Here is a 19,643-nt window from a genome sequence, read left to right as displayed (position 1 = left end):
GAAGGGTGACGGGGGAGCGACCTCCGTCACCGTCATGCGGCGGTCTTCATCTCGGTGTGGGGACCGGTCGCCTCTTCCTTCCGCTGTTCACGCATCGACCAGCGGCCGGCGAGCGGCAGCCCGACGCCTGCCGCGACGAACAGGGCGCCGAGCAGGAGCCAGCCCGCCACCCCCCAGCCGCTGAGCAACGCCGTCAGCAGGCCGGGCGCGAGCATCATGGCGGCTCCCGTCCCCGACGTGAACATGCCCTGGTACTCGCCGTGCGCGTCCTCCTTCGTCATCCCGACCGCGAGGCCGTACGTGCTGCTGACGAAGAAGAGCTCGCCCACCACCTGCACCGCGGCGGCGACGAACAGCAGGACGATCACCACGGTGCCGGTTCCACCGTCCGTCGTCGCGAAGACCACGCACGACGCGCCGAGGGTGACCCCGGCGAGGATCCCGAGGCGGCCCGCCCTCGGCACGGTCGACGCGGCTTGGGTGAACCGGTTGAGCAGGAGCACGATCACCACACCGTTGAACGCCATCAACGCGCCCATCGTCCAGGGCGGCGCCTGCGTGTGCGTGGTGAGCCAGACCGGCAACCCAGCGTCGAGCATTCCCCAGTTCAAGGCCAGCACCCCGCTCAGCACCGTGAATACGAGGAACGGGCGGTCACGCAGGACCAGCACCTTGCGCCTGATCTTGCGTTCGCGCAGCGACTCCACGTGCGGGACCCGCGACACCAGCAGGGCGAAGACCAAGTGCGCCGCACCGCAGAACGCCACCAGCGCCACGTAGGCGGGCCGGCTGTCGAAGAAGAGCACGAACCCGCCGACCAGTGAGCCCGCGACCGCGCCGGTCTCCTTCATGATGTGGCAGTTCGAGATGGCCTTGAGCCGGCCCGGTCCGCTGGTCAGGCCCGACACGACCGCGATCCGGATACCCGGCCCGGCACGCTCGGCCATCACCACCGCACAGGTCACCAGCATGACCGCCCAGAAACCGCTGATGAACGCCAGCGCGATCGTGGCGAGCCCCTGAACCACCGAAAGGACGATCAGTACCTCGCGCGGGCCCACCCGGTCGGCCAGGTAACCGAACGGCATCCCGGCGAGCATGCCCACCACTCCCGCGGCGGTGACGCCGATGCCGAACTCGGCGGGGGACAGGCCGACCGATCGCAGGTAGAACAGCGCCCAGCAGGTGTACCAGGCGCCCCGCCCCACGGCTTGCACCAGTGTCGCGACGTAGATCGGCCCGATCGGCGCCTGCCAGAAATCCGACCTGGTCCAGCCGGGCCTGCGCGGCCGACGGGTCCCCTGCTCCTCGCGCGCGTCCACAGTCCGCCCCTTCGACGATGTCGGGTCAAGCCTCATGCAGCCGGGCGGCCCGGTCATGTCCGGTCGTGCTCAATCCGCCGGCCGCCGCGAGAGACCGGCGTGACTGCCCGCGGTTGGCAGGCGGGAAGAGGACAGGGCCGAATCGCGGCCGCGAAGATCCATACAGGCCCGCCCGTCCTACCCGTACCGGAGAGATACCGCATGAGTGAAAGCAACTCGATCGCGATCGTCGGGATGGCGTGTCGCCTGCCCGGTGCGACGAACGTCGGGCAGTACTGGCGGAATCTGCGTGGCGGGGTGGAGGGCATCAGCCGGTTCGATATGCCGACGTTGCTGGCGGCGGGGGTGGATCCGGCGCTGGCCCGGCATCCGAGGTATGTGCCGGCGCGTGGCGTGCTCGCCGGTGGTGAGTGTTTCGACTGGCGGTTCTTCGGCTACAGCCCGGCCGAGGCGGCGGCCATGGACCCGCAGCAGCGGGTGTTCCTCGAAGCGTCGTCTGTGGCGTTGGACGACGCGGGGATCGACCCCGGGCGGTTCGGCGGCTGGATCGGGGTCTATGCGGGTTGCGACATGATGAACCCCGCGCTGCAGGGCTCCGGCGACGGCTTGTCGGGGCTGATCGACTACGACAAGGACTTCCTCGCCACCAGGGTCGCCTACAAGCTCGGTCTGCGTGGTCCGGCGATGACCGTGCAGACGGCCTGCTCCACCTCGCTGGTCGCGGTCCACCAGGCAGCGCAGAGCCTGCTCAACTACGAATGCGACGCCGCGCTCGCGGGCGGAGCGTCGTTGTGGCTGCCCCAGGTCACCGGTTACCTGTACGAAGAGGGCTACATCGAGTCCGCGGACGGGCATTGCCGCACGTTCGATGCCGCGGCCACCGGCACGGTGGGCAGTAGCGGGGTGGCGGTGGTGGTGCTGCGGCGGCTGGAAGACGCGCTGGCCGACGGTGACCACGTTGTCGCGGTGATCCGGGGCTCGGCGTTGAACAACGACGGTGGCTCGAAGATCGGCTACAGCGCACCGTCGTTCGCCGGGCAGCGTGAGGTGATCCAGTTCGCGCAGGCGCAGGCCGGGGTGACCGCCGACGACATCGCCTATGTCGAGGCGCACGGCACGGGGACCAGGGTGGGTGACCCGATCGAGGTGGCGGCGTTGTCCGCGGCTTTCCGGGAGTCCACCGACCGCGTCGGGTACTGCCGGCTGGGGGCGGTGAAGAGCAATATCGGGCATACCGGTGCCGCGGCGGGCGCGGCCGGGTTGATCAAGACCGCCTTGATGCTGCGGCATCGGGAACTGGTGCCCACTCTGCATTTCCGGGAGCCGAACCCCGCCTTGGAGCTGGACAGCTCGCCGTTCAGGATCGCCGTCGAACCGGGCCCGATGCCCGCCGAGGGTGCGTTGCTGGCGGGGGTGAGCGCGTTCGGGGTCGGTGGTACGAACGCGCACATGATCCTGGAGTCACCGCCGGTGTCGCCGCGGCGGGTGGGCCGGGAGCGGGCCCGGGTGTTCTGCCTGTCGGGGTCGACTCCGGCGGCGGTGCGCACGATGGGCACCGAGCTGGCCGAACAGCTGGAGTCCCCGGAATTCGCGGAGTCCGCTGGGGAGTCGCTGGACGCGGTCGCGTACACCCTCGCCGCGGGACGGCGGAGGTTCCCGCACCGGCGCGCCGTCATCGCCACCGATCGCGCCGCGGCGGCCGAGGCCTTGCGCGAGGCGGGCGCGCCGCCGGTGCGGATCTCCGACCAGCGCGACACCGCGTTCCTGTTCCCCGGCACCAGCGTGCTGCGGTCGGGGTTCGGCGGCGCCGCACACCGTTACCTGCCGGTTTTTCGTGAGGTGTTCGACTCCCTCGCCGCCGAGACGCGCGACCGGTTCGGTATCGACATCAGCACCGTGCTGCGCCCCGATACCGACCTGAACTGGTTGCGGAGCCTGGTGAACGAACAGCTCGCGCTGTTCGCTCTCGGTTTCTCCTTCGCCAAGCAGTTCCAGGAGTTCGGCATCCGTCCCGCGGCCATGCTCGGCCACAGCGCCGGTGAGGTCGTCGCCGCCGCCGTCGCCGGGTTGTGGACCCCCTCGGACGCGTTGCGGCTGGTGCACGAGCGCGGCTCGATCCTCGGTGCCGTCGACCCGGGCAAGATGCTGGCGGTGAACGCCGCACCAGAAGACGTGCGGGCGTTGCTGGCCACCAGGCCGGGGCTGACCGTGGCGATCGAAGCGCCGCACTACTCGGTGCTGGCCGGGCCGATCGAGCTGATCGAGGCACTGCGGGCCGACGGGATCGGTGACCGCGTGCTGGACCTCGGCGGCGCCTACCACACCGCCGCGATCCGGCCCGCCGCCGAGCTGCTCGGCCGCGTCGTGACCCAGATCCCGACCACGACACCGACATCGCCGTTCGTGTCCAACCTCACCGGCGATTGGGCCGACCCCACCCGGATCACCGGCGGGGAGTACTGGGCCGACCACGCGGCCAGCACCGTGCGGCTGTCCCGCTGTGTGGACACGCTGCTCGCCAGCCCGTGCCGGGTGTTCATCGAACTCGGACCGGGGTCGACGATGATTCGCATGCTCCGCGGTCACGACGCCTGGACGCCGGAGCACCTGGCCGTGCCGCTCGGCGGACGAACGGAAGGCAGCGAGGACGAGCACCTGCTCACCGCGCTCGGCAGCCTCTGGGCACGCGGGTTCGACATCCCCCTCGAGAACCTGGTGGACCAGCCTGCCCGCTGCGCTCTCCCGCCGCACCCGTTCGCGCCGATCGACTGCGAAACCACCCGCCACGTCCAGACCTCCTCCGGGAAGGTGCCCCGCGAGCACGACGTCCTCGTGACCGTCGGGGACATCCCGGCCCCCGAACTGGTGGCAGCCATGGTCGGGGACTCGACGGGCCTTCGTCCCTCCACTATGGACGATGCGCTGGCCGTGACCACCGGCGCCGTGACACCGGCGGTCGCGGTGGCCGTCGGCGAGGACGCGGGCGAGGACTTCCTCGCCGGACTCGAAACGCTGGCGGAGCAGGCGGCGCCCGCCGGGGTGCGGCTGATCCTGCTCGGCAGCGGCTTGCTCGGCGAAGGTGTCGTGCCGGAACTGGTGGAACGCCTGCGCCAGGCCGCGCCGATCACCGTGTTCGACCTCGACGACGGCGAAGCCCCTCTGCGGCCGCCGACGGCGACCGGAGTGAACTCCTGGCGTGGTGGCCGCTGGTGGACGCTGGACGAGGAACCCCGCGCCGCCGACCCGGTTCCCGAACCCGGCACGCCCGACGAGGCCGACGAGGTTTTCGACGCACCACGCGACGAGACCGAAACAGCGATCGCCGAGGTCTGGCGGGGACTGCTCGGGCTGGAACGCATCGGGATTCACGCCAACTTCTACGAACTGGGCGGGCATTCGCTGCTGGCAACTCAGCTCGCGTCGCGGCTCCGTGTGCGGTTCGAAACCGAGATCCCGCTCGAAACCGTGCTCGACAACCCCACCGTGGCCGAGCTCGCCCGCGCCATCGGCGACTCCACCACCGCCAGGAGGGCGAGCATCGTCGCCCGCCCCGACTCCGGCGAACCGCTCCCCGCTTCGTTCATGCAGCGGCGGCTGTGGTTCGTCGACCAAGCGGGCGCGGAGAACGCCTACGCCATACCGCTCGTGCTGGACCTGGACGGCGCGCTCGAGGTGGACACGCTGCGGGCCGCGCTCACCGAGGTCGTGCGGCGGCACGAGATCCTCCGCACGGTGCTGCCCGAGCACGACGGCGAGCCGGTCCAGGTCGTGCTTCCGGCCGCGCCGGTGGACATCCCGGTCGTCGACCTCTCCGGCGACGCCGGGCGTGAGGTGGACGAGGCGCTGCGCGCGGACCTGGGGCGGCCGTTCGACCTCGCCACCGGCCCGCTGCTGCGCGCGACCCTCTTCCGTACCGGCGAGGACAGCCACGTCCTCGCGATCTGCATGCACCACATCATCGTCGACGGGTGGTCGATCGACATCCTCTGCGACGAGCTCGGCGTGCTGTACAACGCCTACCTCGAGCACCAGGAACCCTCGCTGCCCGAGCTGCCGGTCCACTACGGCGACTACACCCTGTGGCAGCGGGATCGCCTGCGCGACGTCCTCGACGAGGGTCTGGCGTACTGGACAGATCACCTGGCGCACGCACCCGCCGGTCTGGAGATGCCGACGGACCGGCCACGGCCGCGAGTGCAGACCTACCGCGGCGCGGTCGCCGAACGGTCACTGTCCGCCGGGCTCCGTGACGACGTCGAACAGCTCGGCCGCCGCCACGACGCCACGCTGTTCATGACCCTGCTCGGCACCTTCGAAGCGCTGCTGCACCGCTACACCGGCGCGACGGACATCTGTGTCGGTACGCCGGTCGCCGGCCGGACCGAGTTCGAGCTGGAACGGATGATCGGGTTCTTCGTCAACACCCTGGTACTGCGTACCGAGATCGACCCCCACCTGTCCTTCGCCGAACTGCTGGCCCGGGTAGGGGAGACGGCGCGGGGAGCGTTCGCACACCAGGAGATTCCGTTCGAGCTGCTCGTCGAGGAGCTGAACCCGCCCCGCGACCCCAGCCGCAACCCGCTCTACCAGGTGATGTTCAACCTGTTGAACTTCAACGACAATCCGCTGAACCTGACCGGGCTGCAGGTCCGCGACCGGCCGAACCCCGGCCTCGACAGCGCACAGGTCGACCTGACGCTGCACGTGTACCAGCGCGACGACGGCCTGCTGTGCCGGCTGGAGTACAACACCGACCTGTTCGACGAGACGACCGCCGACCGGATCCTGCGGCATTTCGAGACGCTGCTGACCGGGTTCGTCGCCGCCCCGGAGACCGAGCTCGGCCACTGTGCGCTGCTGTCCGAAGCGGAACGGCACCAGGTCCTCACCGAAGGGAACGACACGGCGCGCACGTTCGAAATCACCACCGTGCCGGAGTTGTTCGAGCGCCACTCCTCCTCACGAAGCCTCGCCGTGGTGGCAAGGGACGGCTCGCTCACGCACGCCGAACTCAACGCACGCGCCAACCGGCTCGCCCGGCGGCTCGCCGGCGCCGGTATCGGGCCGGAGGACAAGGTCGCGCTGATCCTGCCGCGCACCACCGATTTCGTGGTCGCGATCTTCGGTGTGCTCAAGGCGGGAGCGGCCTACATCCCGATCGACCCGAACCTGCCTCAGGATCGCATCGACGCGATGATCGAGGACGCCGCACCCGCCATGGTGCTCACCCGGATCGACGAGGAACTCCTGTCCGGAGAGGACGACAGTGACCTCCGCCAGGACGAGCGCGTACGGCCGCTGCTGCCAGAACACCCGGCCTACCTGATCTATACGTCCGGCTCCACCGGCAAGCCCAAAGCGGTCGTGGTGGAACACCGAAGCGTGGCGAACCTGTACCACGCACTCCAGGCCATCATGTTCGAGCCGGTGGCCGCGCGAGGCCGGCCGGTCCAGGCGGCTGTCACGGCGTCGTTCTCCTTCGACGCGTCGTGGGATCAGCTGCTGTGGCTCCTCGACGGGCAGACCCTGCACGTCATCGACGAGGAGCTCCGCGCCGACACGGACGCGCTCGTCGCCTATGTCGTGGCGAACCGGATCGAGTCCCTCAATGTGACGCCGTCCTACGCGAAACTGCTGCTGGCCGCCGGGCTGCTCGACGAAAGCCATCACACGCCCGCACTGCTCACGCTCGGCGGGGAGGCGGTCGACGCGGCGTTGTGGGAGGAGATCGGTGCTTCGACGCGCACCTTGGGTCTCAACCACTACGGTCCCACCGAGTGCACAGTGGACACTCTGCGAAGCCCGATCTCAGCCGGCGCTCCGATCTCCCTCGGCCGCCCGATCGCCAACACGCGGGTGTACGTGCTGGGCCCGGATCTGGCGCCGGTGCCGCCAGGGGTGGCGGGTGAGCTGTACGTCGCGGGAGCGCTTCTGGCCCGTGGCTACTTCGAGCGGCCCGGCCTGACCGCCACCCGGTTCGTCGCCGACCCGTTCGGCGAGCCGGGGACGCGGATGTACCGGACCGGCGATCTGGTGCGCTGGCAGGCCCACGGCACGCTCGACTACCTCGGCCGCACCGACGACCAGGTCAAGATCCGGGGATTCCGCATCGAACCGGGCGAGATCGAGTCCGTGCTCACCGGCCATCCGGACGTGGCGCGCGCGGCCGTCGTGGCCCGGGAGGACCGGCCGGGCGACCTGCGCCTGGTCGCGTACGTAGTGCCGGCGGATGGCACCGAACCCGATCCCGGCGAGCTGCGCGCGTACATCGCCGGGTCGGTACCGGACTACATGGTGCCCGCCGCGGTCCTGCCGATCGACCGGATCCCGCTGAACCACAACGGGAAACTCGACCGGAAAGCACTGCCGGCGCCGAACCTCACGATCACCGGTCGTGCCCCGAGGACCGCACGTGAGGTGGCGCTGTGCGGCCTGTTCGCCGAGATGCTCGGCGTCGAACGCGTCGGGATCGACGACGGTTTCTTCGAGCTCGGCGGCCATTCACTGCTGGCGGTCAAACTGATGAGCCGGATCCGCTCGGCGCTCGGCGCGGAGCTGACCATCCGCACGCTCTTCGCCGCGCCGACCCCTGAGGCACTGGCACGGCGGCTCGACGAGACGGAGGTCCCGGAGACGGCCGCGGACGTGCTGCTGCCCATCAGGACCACCGGGACCGAGCCGCCGCTGTTCTGCGTGCATCCGATCTCCGGCCTCAGCTGGTGCTACGCCGGCCTGCTGCCGTACCTGCCCGACCGCCCCCTTTACGGCCTGCAAGCCCGCCGGACCATCTCACCGTCCGATTTGGACGCCCTGGTGGACGATTACCTGACCCAGCTCAGAACCGCCCAGCCCACGGGCCCGTATCACCTGCTCGGCTGGTCGGCGGGCGGGACCATCGCCCACGCCATGGCCTGCCGGCTGCGCCGCGACGGCGAGGAGGTGCGGTTCCTTGCCCTGCTGGACTCCGTGCCCGGGAGTGACCACGAGGAGCTGGACCGCGAGTCGATCGCCGAGGCCATCGGCGACGATCTCGGCGTGATCGGCGCGGACCTCGCGTCCCTCGTGGAAAGCGGTGTGCACACCCACCGGATCATCAGGCAGGCACCGCCCGGACGGTTCGACGGGGACGTCGTATTCCTCACCGCCGCCCGTGACGCCGTCGCGGCGGCCGCCGGCTGGCGCGAGTACGTCCACGGAGACCTCGACGAGTACCAGATCGACTGCCACCACACGACGATGATGCGCCAGGGGCCGCTCGCCGAAATCGGCCCGATCATCGCCACCGAACTGAAGCGACCATGACGAGAACCCGACGCCAAGGCGCACTCCCGTATTTCCTAGTAGTCCGTCGCGGCTTAATCGTGGTGGAGCTGAAGGGGGAAAGTCGTTCTGTGACCTGTTCTGAGTGGGGTTCGATGCGACCGCAATGTCAGGAACTTGAGGCGATGGCACCTGAGACGCCCGGCTGTCCACAAAGGACAAAAATCGGGTAGAAATGTCTGATTGATTATTATTTGCCCGTATTTTCAAGGTTGTGAGGGCCTCCTTGAGGGACTCAGAGTCCCTCAAGGAGGCCCTCACAACCTTGCCAACCCTCCCCGGTGTCCCGGTCGCCGAGGACAAGCGGTCCACGTCGCGGCCGGGGCGGGCCCGCCAAGTGTTCCGCGTCCCATCACGCAAGTTCTCCGGCTGGACACGCGTGATCTCCATCCAGTCACGCGTGACCTCCCTAAGAACACACGACAACCAGGGGAATCCTTTCGCGTGGCCACCAATTCGCCAACAGCATCATGCGATGCGGGTAAAGCGCCCTTCACCGCGCGAGACGAGGGAAAGTCCCTTCAGCTCCCCACAACTAAGCCGCGACGGACTACTAGTGCGTGAGGGCCACCCTCACGCGCCTAACGGCCTTTCTCGGTGCGGTGCTCACCCTGGCGCGGGCGTTGAGGTCGTCACCAGGCGGGAAGAGCGTGGAACCCCGGGGTGGTCGAGGTCGCTGAGGATGGCGAGCGCGTGGTTCCAGGTGGTGTGGGCGGCGTCGGGGTTGTCGGTGGCGTGGTGGGTGTTGCCGAGGTGGGTGAGCGTGCCTGCTTCGTTGTAGCGGTCTCCGAGTTGGCGGAACAGCCGGAGCGCGTGCTGGTAGCAGGCGGTGGCGTGCTGCGAGGCGCCGAGGTGGTGGTGGGCGTGGCCGAGGCTGTCCCAGGTATGCGCTTCGCCGGCCCGGTCGCCGAGTTTTCGGTGCAGGGCAAGGGCTTGCCGGCAGTGGGAGAGGGCTTGGTGGTGGTCGTCCAGTTGGGCGTGACACCAGCCGATCTGGTTGAGGGCCCTGGCCTGTCCGTCCTGGTGGCCGGTGGCTGTGAACAGGCCGAGGGCTCGCGAGGCATGGCCGAGCGCCTCGGCATGCTGGCTTTGTCGTTCGAACAGCCAGGCGAGGTCGAGGTGGGTGTGGGCTTGTCCGGCTCGGTCACCGAGCCGGGTGAACAGGGCGAGGGCGGATCTCAGGTGAGTGTGGGCGTCGGCGTATCCGCCCAGCCGGATCTCGGCGCCCGCAAGGTCCTGATGGGCTTGGGCCTGGGTGTGCCGATCGGCCAGCCGCCGGGCGGCGGCGAGTGCGGCGCGCTGGGTCGCGGCCAGGTCGTGCCAGTGCCCTTGCCGTTCGAGGAAGGTCGAGAGGGACCAGGCCAGCCGGCAGGTGTGGGTGTCCGCTCCGGCGCCGACGGCCGTGCCGAGGACGGTCAGGATGGCGGGGCGCTCGGTGGTGAACCAGGCCAGCGCCTCCTCGACGTCGGCCGGCTGTCCGACGGTGGTCCCGGCTTCCGGTGCCGTCAGGGCGAAAGGGTGGAAGCGATGCGGGTGGAGCAGCAAGGCCGCGGCGTGCGCGGTGTGCAGGTAGTGATCGAGCAGCCGGCGCAGGACCGTATGCGGCCGATCGTCGGCGTCGTGGACGGTGGCTTGCTCGGTGGCGTAGGCACGGAGCAGGTCGTGGAGGCCGAAGCGACCGGGGGAGTGTTCGGTGAGGAGGTTGGCTCCCGTCAGTTCGGCCAGCAACGTCCGTGCCTGCCGGAGCGGGATGCCGGCGAGGCTGGCGGCGGCCGCCGTCCCGATATCCGCGCAGGGATGCAAGCCCAGCAGGCGGAACATCCTCGCGGCCGGCGTGCTCAACGCGTGATAGGACCAGGAGAACACGGCCCGGACGTCGGTGGCCGGGTCGCCACCGCGGAGAGTGTCCAACGCGCTGGTGGCGTCACGTAGCTGTGCCACCAGCGTGGCGAGCCGGAAGCCGGGGCGGCTGGTGGCCTGGGCGGCGGCGATGGCCAGGGCCAGCGGCAACCGCGCGCATCCTTCGATGATCGCCTCGAGCGCCAGCGGTTCGCTCGCCACCCGGTCCGGCCCGAGACGGCGAACCAGTAGGTCTCGTGCTTCGGCATGGGGCAGCAGACCCAGGTCCAGCGCGTGAGCGCCTTCGACGGCGACCAGGGGAGTGAACCGGTGGCGGCTGGTCACCACGACCAGGCAGCCGGGAGATCCGGGCAACAGGGAGCGGACCTGCTCAAGCTCTCCCGCGTTGTCCAGCACCACCAGTACCTGCTTGCCGGCGAGCACACTGCGGTACAGGCCGGTCAGCGCGTCACGATCCACCGGGAGCCGTGCCTCTGGAACGCCGAGAGCGCGGAGGAACCCTCGCAGCGCGTCAGCGGGGTCGAGCGCGGACCCGGCCGTGCCGAACCCGCGCAGGTTCACATACAACTGCCCGTCCGGGAACCGGGCGGCCACCCGATGTGCCCAGTGCACGGCCAGTGCGGTCTTGCCGACCCCGGCGGTCCCGGACACGATGGCGATCGCCACCGGTGCGGTCTTTCCCGGCAGCACTGCCTCCAGTTCGGTCAATTCACTACCGCGGCCGGTGAAGGAGCGCACGGCCGGTGGCAATTGCGCCGGCCGGGCCGCGGGCGCGCCGGCCGGAAACGTGACGGGGGCGAGGAGCAGACGCGAGTCCTGGGCCAGGACCTGCCGGTGGATCTCGGCGAGCCCGGCAGAGGGTTCCAGGCCGGAGCCCTCGATGAGCACCTCGCGGGCCCGGTGGAACGCGCTCAGCGCGTCGGCTTGGCGTCCGGCTCGGTACAGGGCCGTCATCAGCTGGCCCCAGAGCCGCTCGTGCCCGGGGTGCCGTGCGAGCAATCCTTCCAGTTCGGCGACCAGTACCTCGTTCTTCCCGGACGCCAGATCCGCGGCTATCCGATCCTGCACCGCGGTCAGGCGGAGCCGCGCCAGCCGGGTGCCTTCGGCGTGGAGCGCGACAGAGTCGGTGAATTCGCCGTACGCCTCGCCGCGCCACAACGCCAGCGCCGAGGCCAACCGTTCGGCGGCGGTGTCCGGCTGCCCCGCGTCGAGAGCCCGCCGCCCGGCCGCGGCCAGCCGTTCGAACCGTCGTGCGTCCAGCATCTCCGGCTCCCGGCGCAGCGCGTATCCGGGCGGGCGCGTCACGATCAGGTTTTCCGCGGCGGCGTCGGCCTGCCGCAGTGTCCTGCGCAGGCGCGAGACATAGGTGCGTGCCGTCCGCGCGGCGTCCGGCGGGGCCTGTGTCCTCCACAGGCTCTCCACCAACGCCGCCACGCTCACCGCTCGGCCCGCGTCGGCCGCCAGCAGCGCAAGTACGAGACGTAACCGAGGGCCACCCAAATCCTCGACGACCCGGCCGTCCACGGCGACTTCCAGCGGGCCGAGCACTCCGACGGTCCACGCACCGTGCCCGACTTCTTCCACGGCCCCGCACCACCCCGCCCTGCTCTGTCGAGACACGCGCCAGTGACATGAGTCGCGGTGGCGACGCCCAGATACGTCGAATCGTCCGATCGGCCAGGTCCGGCCACCCGGCGAAGGACTGTCGACCAGATGTCGACGGCTTGTCGACACTCCCTGCCACGGTGAATCCCGGCCGGGAAAAGACCAAGTCCGGCAAGGAAACAGGGATAAGGGGAGAATGCCATGCGAAAATCAGTGATCGGTATCGGTGCGATGGCGGCCGTCTTCGGGTTGTCCGTCGCACCGTCCGCCGTCGCGTCACCCGGTTCGGCGGGGCAAGGGGGAGTCGGCACGCTCGCGTCGGTGGTCATCCCGGCCAAGCGAATCCCGGTGGACAACCGCTTCATCCCGCCGCGGATCGGGGGCGACACCGAATTCAACGGGCATGGTCCGGACGTCTTCGCCAGCGCGACGCTGGAGGGGGTCGGGACGAATCGCTTGCGGGTCAGGATCTTCATGGACGCGATCGAAACGAGGTCGGATTTCACTCACGTTCGCGGAACATCGCCCGATTTCCTGATCTACGTGGCGCCGGCGGGTCAGTGCGTCCAGAGTGTCAGCCGGGGCGGTTATGAGGAGATCCGTTACCGCGACACCGATCACGCGGTCGACGCGTTCGGAGGTCAGGTCACGGACAGTTTCGTCAGTGGCTGGTCCTTCGTCGGGGACACCGACGGTTCGGAAGCGGGCACCAGAACGGGTGCGGCCTTGACCACCTTCAGTTTCGTCGCCAACGTACAGCCCTGCTGAGGCCGGATCGATCCGGCTGATCGCGGTGTTTCGCCGCCGGGGGCACACCCCGAACCGGGCGTGCCCCGGCGGCGTTTACCAGGTCGCGATATCGAGAGTAGCCTGGGTGTTGCAGTCCCGGTCCCGGCGAAGCCGCCCAGAGTCGATGCGTTCCTACCGGACCGATCACTGACCAGCCAGGCCTCCTGACGAGATGCCGTCTGCGACAGGGTCATCGGACACCGCGAGCCAACCATGCAGAGGAACAGACGATGCCGACGACCGACTTGCTGATGGATCATCTGCAGCACGACGCCACGAACCAGGCTGGGATGCCCTGCCCTGCGTGTCCCCATCCGACGAACGTGCACGACGCCCTCGCCCGGCGCTTCTGCTCCGCGACCGAGGCGGGCGAACTGACCCGGGGTTGCCTGTGCTCGGGTGAGTCGAGCGGTGCGAGCTACGGCAAGTCAACCAAGAGGGACATCAGCGACCGGGCTGGTCGTCCCTGACACCGACGCCCGAATCGAGGACCCCGACCGGCCCGGAGCGCAAGAAACGCAACCACGTCCGTCAGCGGGAAGCCCTCGGCTATAAAGTCACCTTCGAACCCGCCGCTTGACCCACGCCGACCAGCGTGGCTCTGCCGCGCTCCGCTGAGACTGCTCACCTGCTACAAGGGTCCGATTTTCGGATTAGGTGAGGACACCACGTCGGTGAACCGCCCCTGACCTTGGCGGCACCGCGCCTGCCCGACACGGTTGACGACGCCCGTCATGGCGAGATTCCCGTTGCTGGTGCTCGCGGGCGTCGATCGGCCAACGCTTGTCGTCGCTCCCCGGATCTTCCCGCATGCCACAGCCGGTTCTGGCCGGTCCGACTCACTTCACAGGAGATTCTCCATCAGCGTTCCAGTCGTTCTGCCGCACGCCGTCAGCGCTCCTCGTTCTCTCACCGATGTGTACGGTCCGGGTATCGCCGTCTGCGCCCGGCCCGAACTGGCCGCCGCCGAACCAGCGACCAGGCACCGCCACAGCCGCGACGTGGTCTCCGCGCGACCGATCGCCGTCGCGGCCGACACGCCGGTGATCTGCAGCGCCGGGGGCACGGACCCGGATTTGCTGGCACACCTGCGTGACAGCGGCCTGCCGGTCGGCACAGACCTGCGCGAGTTCCGGAGCGAAAGGGAATTCGCCGCCCGCGTGACCGAAGCGATGTCCGACGGCCTGCTGATGTCGATGGAATACCCGCAGCCGACCACGCTGTGTCCAGACGAACGCGCGCTCAAAAGCGCGCAACTCGTCGGCTACTTGAACAACAAGGCCAGCATCACCACGTTGGTCGATCCACGTTTCCAAGCGCTCCGCAGTGTCGTGACTCGCGGGCAACTCGCCGAGGCGGCGCCAACGGAGAAGTCGTGGGTGCTCAAGGCCGCGACCAACGACGCGCACGGCGGCAGCCTCGATGTGTATCTGCACCGGGCCGACGAGCAGATCACGCTGCCGGCGTTCACCGATGTGCTCAACGAGTTCGTCGTCGAGGAGTACCTGCAGATCCTGCGTAACTGGGGCCTGCAGTTCTACGTGGGAGCGGACGCACGGGCTCGCCTGCTGGCCGTGACCGAACAGCGCGTCGACGCGATCGGGGTCTATGCCGGTGGCAGATTCGGTGCGGTCACCACTCCTCCTGCCGAACTGCTCGCCGAATGCCTGGCGATCACCCAGCGTGCGGCCGATGTCGGCTACCGCGGTCTGTGCAGCCTTGACTGCGCCCAAACCCAGGATGGCCAGCAGGTCGTGCTCGACCTGAACTTCCGGATCACCAGTGGCTCGATCCCGTTGCTGGCGATGCAGTCCGTCCGGCCCGACGCCCTTGACCGCCCCGCCGAGTCCGTGAAGCTGACCGTCGCCGGCGCACTCACCGACCTGCTCGCCGAGATACGCCCGGCTTTGGCCGCCGGGGGCCTGCTCATCGTGGCCGGTCATGACACCGGCCACACGGACAATCCCATCAGGCAAAGCACCTTGCAACTGCTCGTCCTCGGGGACGACCCCGACGAGGTGACCGCTCGACGCCGTACCCTGGAAGAGAAAATCGGCCACTGACGCTCGTCATGCCGCAGAGCGGCTCCGCCACGTTCGACAGCCGACGGGCCCCGGCCTCGGCACACCTCCGCGTCCGTTGGCCGACGCCGCCGCCTTGTCCGGGGCCCGTCACGGAAAGTGGCGGAGATTGCCTCCGGACGGGGTGTTTCGGAAGGATCGAGGTAGGGGCGCCGATCCTCGTCGCTTCGTAAAACCTGGAGGTAGATTTTGAATCTCACCACTAAGGCGGCGGTTGTTGCCGGGGCAGTGCTGGCGGTCGGAGTCGCGGTGGCGGCACCGGCTTCTGCGGCATCGTTCGGTCCGATCTGGATCGGCGGTGGGGCCTACAGTTACAACGACGGCCAGGACCTGATCTGCGCCACGGCCACGAATTCGAGCGCGACGCCCAAGGTCAAGCGCTATATAGAGGTGAACGCGTGGCCGCTCAACTCGTCGGACGGGCCGTCACGTCAGTTCCGCGACTACAACAACGCCTTCTCAGACGGCTCGGGCAACACCTGCCGCAGCCTGGCCACGGCCTACGAGGATTCGTCTTACCGCGTATCGGCCATCGCATTTGAGTGGAACACCGAATTTGGACAATGGGTAAGAGCGAGTCATATAGACGTCAGGGACTTCTACAGCTGAAAACCGTCGCGCCAGAGGAACGCCGGGTGGGCTCCGCAGCGTGCCGCCCGGCGTTCTCGCGTGCCGGACAGAGGTCGAGCTGGAGGTGGACGACGGTCTGCTGAGCTGTTCGATTTGGCATCAGCCCGCCTAGGGGACTGGGCGATTCCGTGAAGTCGGTGTGAGCGGGCCTGCTGCATGCTTGCCCCCGGCCGATCGAGGCGACCGCAGACGAGTCCGTGAGGGCCACCTTGAGGGACTCAGAGTCCCTCAAGGTGGCCCTCACGGACTCGCGAATAAGGATATACAGTAGCTAATCGGACATTTTGGTCGAGCAAGCGTCCTTTATGGACGGACAGAGAGTCCTCGCACTTCACGCGACCTTCACGGATCACTCATCTAGGGGAATGGGCTCGCGCCGTGGCCAGGGGCACCTCCGGCAGCTTTGTCGGTGTCGTCGGCTTCGCGGTCGGGACCGAGGCCGGCGCGGTAGTCCTCCAGCATCGCGTGGACCGTCTCGGGATCATGGATCGCGCGCAAGAAGTCGGCGTGGTTCTCGGCGCCCATCGCTTCGGGATCGCCGCCGTACCAGGCGTCCGGATCGGCGTTGATCACGCGCTCGGCGGGTTTCGCGAGCTGGCCGAAGAAAAACCAGTGCCACCACTCTCGCGCGAACTTCGCGTCGGCCCGGCGAAGGTGTTCGCCGATCGGCAGGCCGTCCAGGACGGCGAGTTTCGTGACGGCCGCCGGATGGTCGAGGGCAAGCCGGTAGGCGACCGAACTACCACGGTCGTGGCCGGCGACGGCGAAGCGTTCGTGGCCGAGGTGCCGCACGAGTGCGACGATGTCGCCGGCCATGGCGCGTTTCGAGGACTGGCCGTAGCCGCGCAGATCCGGGCAGACGACGGTGAACGCGTCCGAGAGCCGGGGCGCGACGTCGTACCAGGTGGTGTGCGTGCGCGGGTGTCCGTGCAGGAGAACGAGGGGCGGCCCCGACCCGCCGTGGCGGACCCTCAGGCTCACTTCGCCGACATTGACTTCTTCGAGCACGAAATCGTCGAACATTCGCTTCCATCCCTGTGCATGTGAAAGGTCTTCGAGGGTTCATGAGGCTCGGGCGAGTGCACGCAGCAGCGTCGAGAGCCCGTTCGGCGCTCGGCCGTTCAGCCGGGCGCTCGTCAGCACTTTCGCTTCCTCGGCATAGGCCAGCCGGAATCCGGCGTGGGCGAGGCGGCGCCACAGGTCGTGGTCCTCGGCGGTCCGGATCGGGAGGAAGCCGCCGACCGCGTGATAGGCGCTCGCCCTGATCGACAGGTTGGCTCCGTAGACGTTCCCGTGGCCCGCGGGGCTTCGCGTGTTCGCCAATAGCGCCTCGTAGCGCGGCTGCGCGGCGGCTGACAATCCGGCGTTCAGCTCCGCCGTGCCGGCCACGGCGTCCCAGCCCGCATCCGCCCTGCGGACATGCCGGACCGCCCAGTCGTGGTCGACCACGGTGTCCGCGTCCGTGCTCAACAGCACGGTACGGGCCGATACGTGGTGATCCAGCCCGCGAAGCACATGCTGTGCGCCCAGCGCCCGGATCGCTCCTATCGGCAGGTCGCAAGCGTTGACGAGGACCTCCGCTCCCGCGCCCCTGGCCAGCTTGGCGGTGTCGTCACGACAGCGGTCGGCCACCACACAGACACGCCGCTCCAGCTCAGGGGGCAGTTCGCGCAGGGCGACGGCGAGCGCGCGCAGGCATGCCGGGAGGTCGGTTTCCTCGTCGCGCGCCGGGATCAGCACACCCACGGACGTGATCAACGGCGTGCCAGAACGTCGACCAGGAAGTCGGTCTCGCTGTGCGTCACCAGACTCCGCAGACCTGGATGCGCCCGCAGCCGTTCGTGGACTTCGGAGCCGTGGTGCGGTGCGTCCGGCGCTTGTGGGCGCCAGTGCACGGCCAGCACCTGCCCGTCCGGTCGCAGCGATGCCACGGTGCGGTCCAGCGTCGCCGTCTGGTCCGCCTCACTCAGGTAGTAGAGAATTTCGCTCAGTACCACCAGATCCGCCGGGCCCCGGACATCGTCCGGCAGCGAACCCGCGAACAGCTCCACAGTGGACAGATGGGCCAAGCGATTCCGGGCGGCCGAAAGCGCCGCGGGCACCGGGTCGAAGGCGTGGACCTGATCGCAGCGGCCGGCCAGTTCCATTGTCAGCGCTCCTGTGCCGCACGCGGGTTCCACGGCGAAGTCGTATCGCTCGCGAGGCAGAGCGGCCAAGGCGACCGTCCTCTTGCGACGCTCGTACCAGCTGTCCATTGTCCACGGATCGGGCTCGCGGTAGAGCGACTCGAATCTGCTCACCGGCGTTGATGCCGTCCTCGGTTCGCGGAACAGGATCTCCCGGTCGTGCGCGAAATGTTCCAGTACCTCCGGCGTCAGGATCGGATCTTCCCCTCGCGGGCCCGGCTCCAGCTGTGACTGGAAGACTTGGATGGCTTTCGCCTTGACCGCCGCGCTCGTGTCGTCGAGCCGGACTTCCGCGGCTCGTGCCCAAGGGACGACCGGGTCTTCCGGCGCCATCATGTGCCACAACCAGATCGGATAGGACCACCTGTGCGCGCCCAGCGGCGCGGCGCGGAACGCGGCCCGGCCCGCCACCCGATGGTCCGGATGAGGGTCGCCCGGCCAGGGCGCCAGGCACAGCTCGCTGTCCGTGGCGACTTCATGGATGACGTCGGTCAGTTCTGACTCGTGGTCGATCAGCGCCGAGTCGGGAAGACCAGCCCATATCGGTTCCACGTCGTCCATCCCTTGGCACCGCAACGCTTCCAGGAGCTCCACTCGCCGTCGAGCGCCGAGGGCCCGGCGCTCGACGGCCGAGGAGCCGGGGAACGCGGCCTCCCCGTCGGTGGCGACGATCAGCCGGATCTCGGCTCCACGGGCATGCAGTCGCTGGATGAGCCCGGAAGCGCCCAGGGTCTCGTCGTCCGGGTGCGCGGCGACGACGCATACGCGGCGGACATTCTCGGCCGGGAACGGGGGGAGCGGCGCCGGCGCACGCCTGCCGGCTTCGGTGTGGAAGGGGCCCGTGGTCACCGGCGGCCGCCCTTCAGGAGTTCGACGCCCAGGGCCGCGAGGTCGCGGGCACCGTGGTGCTGGCGGACGTAGACCATCAGGTCGGCCAGCTGCCGGGGGAGCCGTCGGTCGCGGCAGAGTGCCGTCGGCCCGGTGATCTCCGGCGCGACGTCCAGGACCTGCCGGGCCGTGTGCTCGACGGCGGCCCGGCAGATTCCGGTCAGCAGGGGCAGGTCCTCGTCCGGTTCGGCGTCGACGACTTCCGCCGTCCGCACGAGCAGCGCGTCGGACTGGTGGATCGCGGTGTGGAGCGCGCCGAGGTGGGCGTGCTGGTGGTCGTCCGCCGCGCCGCGTGCGCGCAGGTACGCCGTCACGGAGTCCACGACGGCCGCGCAGCCGCCGAGCCACACCGCGGCGACGCCCGCTCCGCCGAGGGCGAACCCCGGCCGGGACACGTACCAGCCCGGCTCGGCGACGATATGTGCCGAGGTCACCGGGACCCCGTCGAACCGGACGTCACCACTGTCGGAGGCGTCCATCCCGATCGCCTGCCACGTCTCCGGCAGCGCTTGGACGCCCGGCTCGTCCAGGCCGATCTCCAGCAGGATCGGCGGCCCGTCTTCGTAATCCGCCACCACCAAGGCGCGGTCGAGGACCTGAGCACCGGAGCAGAACCGGACGGTACCGGTGAGAGCGCCGCCCACGACGGCCGCGCCGGTACCGCCCGAGCGGGCGGCCCAGACGCCGTACAGCGCGCCCGGCACGGGTTCACGGCCGGCTTCGGCGAGGATCGCGACGGCGTCGGTGTGGCCTTCGGTGAGCCGCCCGAGCACCAGGTCGCGGCGGCCGAGCCCGGCGAGTGTCGTCCAGCGGCCCCACGTGTCGCCCTCGCCGGGGCGAGGCAGGTCGAGGACGCCGTTCTCCATCAGCAACCGCGCGGTGCCGGTGATGGTTTCGACGGATCGCGGCCCCGGCAAAGGTTCCGGTGCGGCCGGTTCGAGCAGGGTCTTCATCAAGGTCCG

10 protein-coding genes and 1 pseudogene are annotated in these 19,643 nt (G+C 69.3%); 5 read left to right on the top strand and 6 right to left on the bottom strand.

What is annotated here, in order from left to right; genetic code table 11:
* Positions 1-32 precede the first annotated feature (32 nt).
* Positions 33-1,322, bottom strand: coding sequence for an MFS transporter (locus ACLJRL_RS16065; protein WP_410656966.1), 1,290 nt, complete (start codon positions 1,320-1,322; stop codon positions 33-35).
* Positions 1,323-1,523: 201 nt separating this feature from the next.
* Here ACLJRL_RS16065 and ACLJRL_RS16060 point away from each other — a divergent pair, with 201 nt between their 5' ends.
* Entirely contained in the window at positions 1,524-8,624 is a 7,101-nt protein-coding gene (locus ACLJRL_RS16060; RefSeq protein ID WP_410656965.1) for an amino acid adenylation domain-containing protein, read from the top strand.
* Between the two features lie 624 nt (positions 8,625-9,248).
* On the opposite strand, the gene ACLJRL_RS16055 is transcribed toward ACLJRL_RS16060, so the two are convergent.
* Positions 9,249-12,086 (bottom strand): BTAD domain-containing putative transcriptional regulator, encoded by a 2,838-nt coding sequence (locus ACLJRL_RS16055; protein ID WP_410656964.1) that lies wholly within the window; start codon positions 12,084-12,086, stop codon positions 9,249-9,251.
* Positions 12,087-12,308: 222 nt separating this feature from the next.
* Here ACLJRL_RS16055 and ACLJRL_RS16050 point away from each other — a divergent pair, with 222 nt between their 5' ends.
* The 4 genes from ACLJRL_RS16050 to ACLJRL_RS16035 all read left to right on the top strand — a co-directional run bounded on the left by ACLJRL_RS16050 (position 12,309) and on the right by ACLJRL_RS16035 (position 15,586).
* Complete coding sequence (locus ACLJRL_RS16050; protein ID WP_410656963.1) at positions 12,309-12,875, top strand: hypothetical protein; 567 nt, start codon at positions 12,309-12,311, stop codon at positions 12,873-12,875.
* A 251-nt stretch (positions 12,876-13,126) separates the two neighbouring features.
* Positions 13,127-13,366, top strand: coding sequence for an RGCVC family protein (locus tag ACLJRL_RS16045; RefSeq protein ID WP_410656962.1), 240 nt, complete (start codon positions 13,127-13,129; stop codon positions 13,364-13,366).
* A gap of 279 nt (positions 13,367-13,645) precedes the next feature.
* The gene (locus ACLJRL_RS16040; RefSeq protein ID WP_410656961.1) at positions 13,646-14,959 is read left to right on the top strand and encodes a hypothetical protein; all 1,314 of its coding nucleotides are present in this window, start codon (positions 13,646-13,648) and stop codon (positions 14,957-14,959) included.
* A 207-nt stretch (positions 14,960-15,166) separates the two neighbouring features.
* Complete coding sequence (locus ACLJRL_RS16035) at positions 15,167-15,586, top strand: hypothetical protein (protein WP_410656960.1); 420 nt, start codon at positions 15,167-15,169, stop codon at positions 15,584-15,586.
* 414 nt (positions 15,587-16,000) lie between these two features.
* Here ACLJRL_RS16035 and ACLJRL_RS16030 read toward each other — a convergent pair.
* The 4 genes and pseudogenes from ACLJRL_RS16030 to ACLJRL_RS16015 all read right to left on the bottom strand — a co-directional run.
* Positions 16,001-16,630, bottom strand: a pseudogene (locus tag ACLJRL_RS16030) (alpha/beta fold hydrolase); the annotation flags it as partial.
* Positions 16,631-16,669: 39 nt separating this feature from the next.
* Positions 16,670-17,353: a glycosyltransferase gene (locus ACLJRL_RS16025; protein ID WP_410656959.1), complete on the bottom strand. Its 684-nt coding sequence runs from the start codon at positions 17,351-17,353 to the stop codon at positions 16,670-16,672.
* An 8-nt stretch (positions 17,354-17,361) separates the two neighbouring features.
* Positions 17,362-18,642: a PIG-L family deacetylase gene (locus ACLJRL_RS16020; protein WP_410656958.1), complete on the bottom strand. Its 1,281-nt coding sequence runs from the start codon at positions 18,640-18,642 to the stop codon at positions 17,362-17,364.
* The gene (locus ACLJRL_RS16015; RefSeq protein ID WP_410656957.1) at positions 18,639-19,634 is read right to left on the bottom strand and encodes an acyl-CoA dehydrogenase family protein; all 996 of its coding nucleotides are present in this window, start codon (positions 19,632-19,634) and stop codon (positions 18,639-18,641) included. The genes ACLJRL_RS16020 and ACLJRL_RS16015 overlap by 4 nt, the downstream gene beginning before the upstream one ends.
* Positions 19,635-19,643: the final 9 nt, after the last annotated feature.

Source organism: Amycolatopsis sp. lyj-112 (assembly GCF_046549055.1).
Classification (GTDB): domain Bacteria; phylum Actinomycetota; class Actinomycetes; order Mycobacteriales; family Pseudonocardiaceae; genus Amycolatopsis.
The sequence above is the reverse complement of the archived record's forward strand: the minus strand, read 5'-3'. Positions and strand labels throughout refer to the sequence as shown.

Bases quoted from the DNA above. Each gene is read 5' to 3' on its own strand.
- ACLJRL_RS16045 (WP_410656962.1), top strand. From the start codon at position 13,127: ATGCCGACGACCGACTTGCTGATGGATCATCTGCAGCACGACGCCACG.
- ACLJRL_RS16050 (WP_410656963.1), top strand. From the start codon at position 12,309: ATGCGAAAATCAGTGATCGGTATCGGTGCGATGGCGGCCGTCTTCGGG.
- ACLJRL_RS16015 (WP_410656957.1), bottom strand. From the start codon at position 19,634: ATGAAGACCCTGCTCGAACCGGCCGCACCGGAACCTTTGCCGGGGCCG.
- ACLJRL_RS16060 (WP_410656965.1), top strand. From the start codon at position 1,524: ATGAGTGAAAGCAACTCGATCGCGATCGTCGGGATGGCGTGTCGCCTG.